Source organism: uncultured Aureimonas sp. (genome assembly GCF_913775355.1).
Lineage (GTDB): Bacteria > Pseudomonadota > Alphaproteobacteria > Rhizobiales > Rhizobiaceae > Aureimonas.
This window is the reverse complement of record NZ_CAJYIU010000127.1, coordinates 1-6,415: the sequence shown is the minus strand read 5'-3', so window position 1 is coordinate 6,415 and position 6,415 is coordinate 1. Positions and strand designations below refer to the sequence as shown.

Genomic DNA, 6,415 nt, shown 5'->3' with positions numbered 1-6,415 from the left:
CCCCGCGCGCTCGCGCTCGTTGGCCTCGCGGTCGTAGAAGCGGTCGGGATCGGCCGCGACCAGCGCCTGCATCACCGGGTGCTCCGGGCTGAAGGTCTGGATCATGCCCCGGCTCGGAAGCCCGGAGCGCCCCGCACGCCCCGTCACCTGATGAAGGAGCTGGAAAGTGCGCTCGGCCGCGCGCGGGTCGCCGTTGGAAAGGCCGAGGTCGGCATCCACCGCGCCGACCAGCGTCATCAGCGGAAAGTGATGGCCCTTGGCGACGAGCTGCGTGCCGATGACGATGTCGGCTTCGCCGTCCGCCACGGCGTCGAGCTCGCACCGCAGCCGCCGCGCGCCGCCCGGCAGGTCGGACGACAGGAGGATCGTGCGGGCGTCCGGAAAGGTCTCCAACATCTCCTCGGCGATCCGCTCGACGCCGGGCCCGCAGGCGACGAGATGGTCGAGCGTGCCGCAGGACGGACAGCTTTCCGGGCGGTGCTGCGCGTGGCCGCAGTGGTGGCATTGCAGCGTTCCGCGCAGGCGATGATCGACCAGCCAGGCGGAACACTGCGAGCACTGGAAGCGGTGGCCGCAGGCACGACACAACGTCAGCGGCGCGTATCCACGGCGGTTGAGGAAGAGGAGCGCCTGCTCGCCGCGCTTCACCGTTTCCTCGATCGCCGTCAACAGCACAGGCGACAGGAAGCGGCCGCGCGCCGGGGGGTGGCGGCGCAGGTCCACCAGCGAGAGATCGGGCAGCGCCGCGTCGGCGAAGCGGCGGCCGAGCGGCACATGGGCGTAGCGTCCGGCCCGCGCGTTGACGCGGCTTTCCAGCGAGGGCGTCGCCGAGGCGAGGATCACCGGGCAGCCCCCTTCCCGCCCCCGCACCACGGCCATGTCGCGCGCGTGATAAAAGGTCCGGTCCTCCTGCTTGTAGGCGGGGTCATGCTCCTCGTCGACGATGACGAGGCCGAGGTCGGGAAAGGGCAGGAAGAGGGCGGATCGCGCCCCCGCCACGACCTTCACGCGCCCCTCGGCCACCTGCCGCCAGACCTTCTCGCGCATGCGCGGGGGCACGTCGGAATGCCACTGCGCCGGCTCGGCGCCAAAGCGCTGGTGGAAGCGGTCGATGAAGCTCTGGGTCAGCGCGATCTCGGGAAGGAGGATCAGCACCTGACGCCCCTTGTCGAGGGCGCGCGCGACCGCCTCGAAATAGACCTCGGTCTTGCCCGATCCGGTGACGCCTTCAAGAAGCGAGACCGAGAAGCCGCCGGCCTCCACCGGCGCGATCAGCCGATCGGCGGCCTCGCGCTGCTCGGGCGTCAGTTCGGCGCGGCCGTGGCCGGTATCGGGCGCGGGGACGGCCGGGTGCGGCGGCAGCGATACCAGCTCGAGCGCGCCGACCTTCAATAATCCGTCGACGACGGAAACGGCGACACCAGCCGCGTTCGCCAGCCCCGAACGCGTCCATTCGGGCGATTGCGCGAGCGTGTCGAGGACGCGCTGGCGCGGCGGCGTCAGGCGCGGCGGCAGCGCGCCGGTCGCGCGCAGGCCCTCCACATGCGGTTCCGGATCGAAGGCGACCGGCGCGCGCAGGACCATGCGCGCCACGAGGCCGGGCGGCGACAGCGTGTAGTCGGCGACCCAGTCGATGAAGCGCCGCATCGTGGCGTCGAGCGGCGGGCAGTCGAAGACGTGGGTGATGGCCCGCAGCTTCTTCGCGTCCACCGGATCGGTCGGCTGGTCCCAGACGACCCCCGCCACCTGCCGCGGCCCGAGCGGCACCTGGACGATCGAACCCGGCTCCACCGACATGCCGTCGGGCACGCGATACGAATAGGGCCGTTCCGCCGGCAGCGGTACCAGAACCGGCACGACCCTCATTCCGCCGGGAAGCGCGTCCGGCGCGAACAGAAGATCGGTGAACGGGTTGGGAGAATGATCCAAGCGGGTGCCGTTTCGGAAACCAGAAAAGTTCGGCGCTCGCAATCGGGCTCCGAGCCCCCCATATCGTTCTTCACGCGGTGCGATGAAAGGGTCTCGGGCGAGGCCGGATGCGGCTGATTCCCGCTTGCTTCCGATACCGGGTCCTATACACCACCAGACATCAGGATCGACGGCGACGCCGTCGGCCCCATGGGAGGGGCTGGCTGTCCGCCGGGGAACGAAGGACGAATTTCATGAAATTTTTCGTCGATACGGCCGATATTGCCGAGATCAGGGAATTGCAGGACGCCGGCCTGATCGACGGCGTGACGACCAACCCGTCGCTGGTCCTGAAGGCCAACCGGCCGCTCAAGGAACTCCTCGCGGAAATCTGCGAAGTCACCGACGGCCCGGTCTCGGGCGAGGTCGCCTCGACCGATTTCGACGGCATGATGCGCGAGGGCAAGATCATAGCCGCGATCGCGCCCAACATCGTCGTCAAGCTGCCGCTGACGCTCGACGGCCTCAAGGCCTGCAAGCGCTTCACCGAGGACGGCATCAAGACGAACGTCACGCTCTGCTTCTCGGCCAACCAGGCGCTGCTCGCGGCCAAAGCCGGCGCGACCTACATCTCGCCCTTCGTCGGCCGCCTCGACGACATGAACATCGACGGCATGGAGCTGATCTCCGACATCCGTCGCATCTACGACAACTACGGCATCGAGACCGAGATCCTCGCCGCCTCGATCCGCACGCCGAACCATGTGCGCGAGGCCGCCCTGATCGGCGCCGACGTCGCGACCGTGCCGCCGGCGACGCTGAAGGCGCTCGTGAAGCATCCGCTCACCGACAACGGCCTCAAGGCCTTCATCGCCGATTGGGCGAAGACCGGTCAGACGATCGAGTAAGCTCCGCTCGAAGCGGACCAAAAAAAGGGCGGCTCGCGAGAGCCGCCCTTTTTCGTGCGCGCCGTCCGGGGAGGAAGACGTCCGGCGCGCGGGGAATCGATCAGGCGTGCTGAAAGTGGCTCTCCAGGAAGTAAAGCGACTTGTCGATGCCGCGGCCGACCTCGGTGAAGAGATCGGCGGTCAGGTCATCGCCCGCCTCGTCCGACTCCTTTACGGCGTCCTTTAGCGCGCCGCCCCACTTGGCGTAGCTGTCGGCCAGACGCTTCAAGTGGCCCATCAGGTCGACGAGATCGAGCGGATACGGGTCGAGGACGGTCGCCTCGGACGAGGCCTGCACCGTGCCGCGGGCCTGGCCGCCGAGGGCCGTCAGACGCTCGGCGATCGTGTCGACATACTCCTCGGCTTCCTCGTGGAGCTTGTCGAACAGGAGGTGGGTTCCGTAGAAATTCGGCCCCTTGACGTTCCAGTGGGCCTGCTTGGCCTGGTAGCTAAGGTCGATGGCCGAGGCCAGATGCACCTGCAGGAGCTCGATCATCGAGCGGCGCAGATTCTCGTTCAAGGTGTTCTTGGTCGGATGGATCGGGGTCTTGCCCTGCTTGGCCATCGAAGTCTCCTGAGCCCGCATACAAAGCCGGCGCGCAAACGCATGCCGGTCGCGTCGGGGCAGTTACGCGCGGGGGATGCTTTCGGTTCCCCCGCGCGGCACACGGCCTCAGTCGAGCTTGGCCGTCAGTTCGGCCTGCGCCTTGGCGCCCCAGACGGCCTTCACCGCCGCATCGCGTCCGCAGCCGATGCGGTAGCGCTTGTAATGGCCTGGGTTCTTGCGGGCGTAGTCCTGATGGTAGTCCTCGGCTGGATAGAACTCGGCCGCCGGCAGGACGGCGGTCGCGACCGTCTGTCCCAGTTCCTTCTGCACGGCCGCCTTGCTCGCCTCGGCCGCCTTCAGCTGCCCGTTTCCGATCGCGAAGACGGCGGTGCGGTAGCTATCGCCGCGGTCGCAGAACTGGCCGCCCGCATCGGTCGGATCGATCGAGTGCCAGTAGGCCTGGAGAAGCTGGTCGTAGGTGATCTTCGCCGGGTCGTAGGTGACCTTCACCGCCTCGTAGTGCCCCGTCGTCTCGGTGACGACGTCCTGATAGGTCGGGTTCTTGAGATGGCCGCCGGTGTAGCCCGACACGGTCTGCGTCACGCCGGGAACGCGGTCGAGATCGGTCTCCATCGACCAGAAGCAGCCGCCGGCGAGGATCGCCTCATCGGCCTGCGCGGCAATGGGGGTGAGGACAGCAAAAAGGCCGAGCGCGAGAACGCCCGGCCGCAGGAAGGATGAACGCGTCATCGAAGGGTCTCCGCGAGGGTTCGGCACCTTCAACTACGGCGCGCCGAACCCGGCGGATGCAAGGCGGCGATCAGACGCGGCGCTCGACCATCATCTTCTTGATCTCGGCGATCGCCTTGGCCGGGTTCAGGCCCTTGGGGCAGGCTTGCGTGCAGTTCATGATCGTGTGGCAGCGGTAGAGGCGGAACGGATCCTCGAGCTGATCGAGGCGCTCGCCGGTCGCCTCGTCGCGGCTGTCGATCAGCCAGCGATAGGCTTGGAGCAGCACGGCAGGGCCGAGATAGCGGTCGCCGTTCCACCAGTAGCTCGGGCAGGAGGTCTGGCAGCAGAAGCACAGGATGCACTCGTAGAGCCCGTCCAGCTTCTCGCGGTCCTCGTGGCTCTGGCGCCACTCCTTCTCGGGCTCCGGCGTCTCGGTCTTCAGCCAGGGCTCGATCGAGCGAAGCTGCGCATAAGGAACGGTGAGATCGGGCACGAGGTCCTTGACCACCGGCATGTGCGGCAGCGGGTAGACCTTCACCGCGCCCTTCACCTCGTCCATGCCCTTGGTGCAGGCAAGCGTGTTGGAGCCGTCGATGTTCATCGCGCAGGAGCCGCAGATGCCCTCGCGGCAGGAGCGGCGCAGCGTGAGAGTGGAATCGACCTTGTTCTTGATCCAGAGCAGCGCGTCGAGCACCATCGGACCGCAGTCGTCGGTGTCGACGTAGAACGTATCGAGCCGCGGGTTCTGGCCGTCGTCCGGCGACCAGCGGTAGACGCCGAACTCGCGCACGTTCTTGGCACCGGCCGGCTTCGGCCAGACCTTGCCCTTCTGGACGGTGGAGTTCTTGGGGAGCGTAAGTTCGACCATGGCCGGGTCCTGGACAGGGATGCGCGTCTTTAGAATGGGGCTAAACACGAATGCGCGGGCAGTGCAACACGCCACGGTGTCGCCCCCGGGCTTAAACCGTTTGTATGTCGGCGCCGGTCTTCGCCGCCCCTGCGGCATGTCCGCTCACGGCTGCACGATCACCGGAAACGGGCCGAAGCGCGTCGGCTTACCGACCTCTTCCGCCACCTCCGCCAAAACCGCGGCCTGCGTGCCGGCTGCCACGAGACCGGCAGCCTCGGCGTGCGCACTCGCTTGTTCCAGCGTCCGCCCCAGCGTCGTAGGAACGCCCGCCGCCTCGATGCGCCTCAACTCGCGCTCGACCTCGGTCGAGACCGTGCCCTCCGGCCGCACGTCATGGATGTGGACGGCCAGCACCCGCCCCGGATGCCGCTCGACCGCGGCAGCGTAGACCGTCGCATCCTTCTGGCCGCTGTCGCCGATGAGGACGAAACCGAGGCCGGGATAATCCGCCATCAGGTCGTCGATCGCCCGGTCCTTGTGGCTGCGATGGCGCCGCAGCAGCCAGCCGAGCGCGTCGTCGGACAGCGAGCGCAGGAGCATCGGGCCGGCTGGAATGTTCTTCTGCGCCATGAAGCGTTCGAAGATGTCGGAGAGGTTCCAGGGGCTCGACGAGACGTAGAAGACGGGGTTGGTCTGCGGTCCCGCCGCGCCGTCGCAGAGGGCCCGGTAAAATTCCGAGACGCCGGGAAAGGCGGTGCGCGCTTCCGGCGAGTTGGCGGTGACGATGCGCCAGTGACGCAGCATCTTGAAGGCGCCGGTGTGGATGATCGTGTCGTCGATGTCGGAGATGACGCCGAAGCGGGCGGCGGGCGAGACGACGCGCGCCCTCCCCTCGGCCTCCACGGGCGGAAAATCGTAGCCGTCCGCCGCCTCCAGCCGAAAGCGGATCGGCGTCCAGGGCGCGGCGTCCTCGCCAAGGTGCGTGGCGTCGACGTCGACGTCGAGGCGGACATAGCCTTCGCTGTCGCTGACGAGTTCGCCCGAGCCCACCGGCCCATCGTACCAAACGCGCGCGCCGCCAATCTCGTCGGTCTCGTAGCGCTTGAAGGTCAGCCAGAGATTGCGCAGCGCCGAGTTGGAATGGGCGGCGTCGAAGACGCCCTCGTCCTCCAGGACGCGCCCGAGAACCTCAAGCCGCCCCTTCGCCACGCGGCCGGGATAGACGACAAGCGTCGGCCGGTCCGTCAGCCCGACCGCGCGTTTCGCCCTGAACCGCAGAACCCGGCTGCGACAGAGAAGGCGCTGGCCGAGCCCGCTTAACGTGTCCAAAATCATGCGCTCCGCGATAGCAAAGCGTAGGCACGGCGGGAAGCGCTGGACATCGCCCGAAGGTGTGCCGCTCCGTCAATCGCGTAGCTGGCTGGCGACAGC

6 protein-coding genes are annotated in these 6,415 nt (G+C 67.8%); 1 reads left to right on the top strand and 5 read right to left on the bottom strand.

Annotated features, from left to right (window positions below):
* Positions 1-1,866 (bottom strand): primosomal protein N' (locus tag QZ753_RS08830; RefSeq protein WP_294642882.1); only part of this gene is annotated, 1,866 nt, incomplete at its 3' end.
* Positions 1,867-2,162: 296 nt separating this feature from the next.
* On the opposite strand from QZ753_RS08830, the gene fsa reads away from it, so the two are divergent.
* Positions 2,163-2,816: a fructose-6-phosphate aldolase gene (gene fsa / locus QZ753_RS08825; protein ID WP_294642880.1), complete on the top strand. Its 654-nt coding sequence runs from the start codon at positions 2,163-2,165 to the stop codon at positions 2,814-2,816.
* A gap of 100 nt (positions 2,817-2,916) precedes the next feature.
* Here fsa and dps read toward each other — a convergent pair whose 3' ends face one another.
* The 4 genes from dps to QZ753_RS08805 all read right to left on the bottom strand — a co-directional run bounded on the left by dps (position 2,917) and on the right by QZ753_RS08805 (position 6,319).
* Positions 2,917-3,420 (bottom strand): DNA starvation/stationary phase protection protein Dps, encoded by a 504-nt coding sequence (gene dps, locus QZ753_RS08820; protein ID WP_294642878.1) that lies wholly within the window; start codon positions 3,418-3,420, stop codon positions 2,917-2,919.
* 108 nt (positions 3,421-3,528) lie between these two features.
* Positions 3,529-4,152: a peptide-methionine (S)-S-oxide reductase MsrA gene (gene msrA, locus QZ753_RS08815; RefSeq protein WP_294642875.1), complete on the bottom strand. Its 624-nt coding sequence runs from the start codon at positions 4,150-4,152 to the stop codon at positions 3,529-3,531.
* 70 nt (positions 4,153-4,222) lie between these two features.
* Positions 4,223-5,002, bottom strand: coding sequence for a succinate dehydrogenase iron-sulfur subunit (locus QZ753_RS08810; protein ID WP_294642873.1), 780 nt, complete (start codon positions 5,000-5,002; stop codon positions 4,223-4,225).
* 144 nt (positions 5,003-5,146) lie between these two features.
* Positions 5,147-6,319, bottom strand: coding sequence for an App1 family protein (locus tag QZ753_RS08805; RefSeq protein ID WP_294642870.1), 1,173 nt, complete (start codon positions 6,317-6,319; stop codon positions 5,147-5,149).
* Positions 6,320-6,415: the final 96 nt, after the last annotated feature.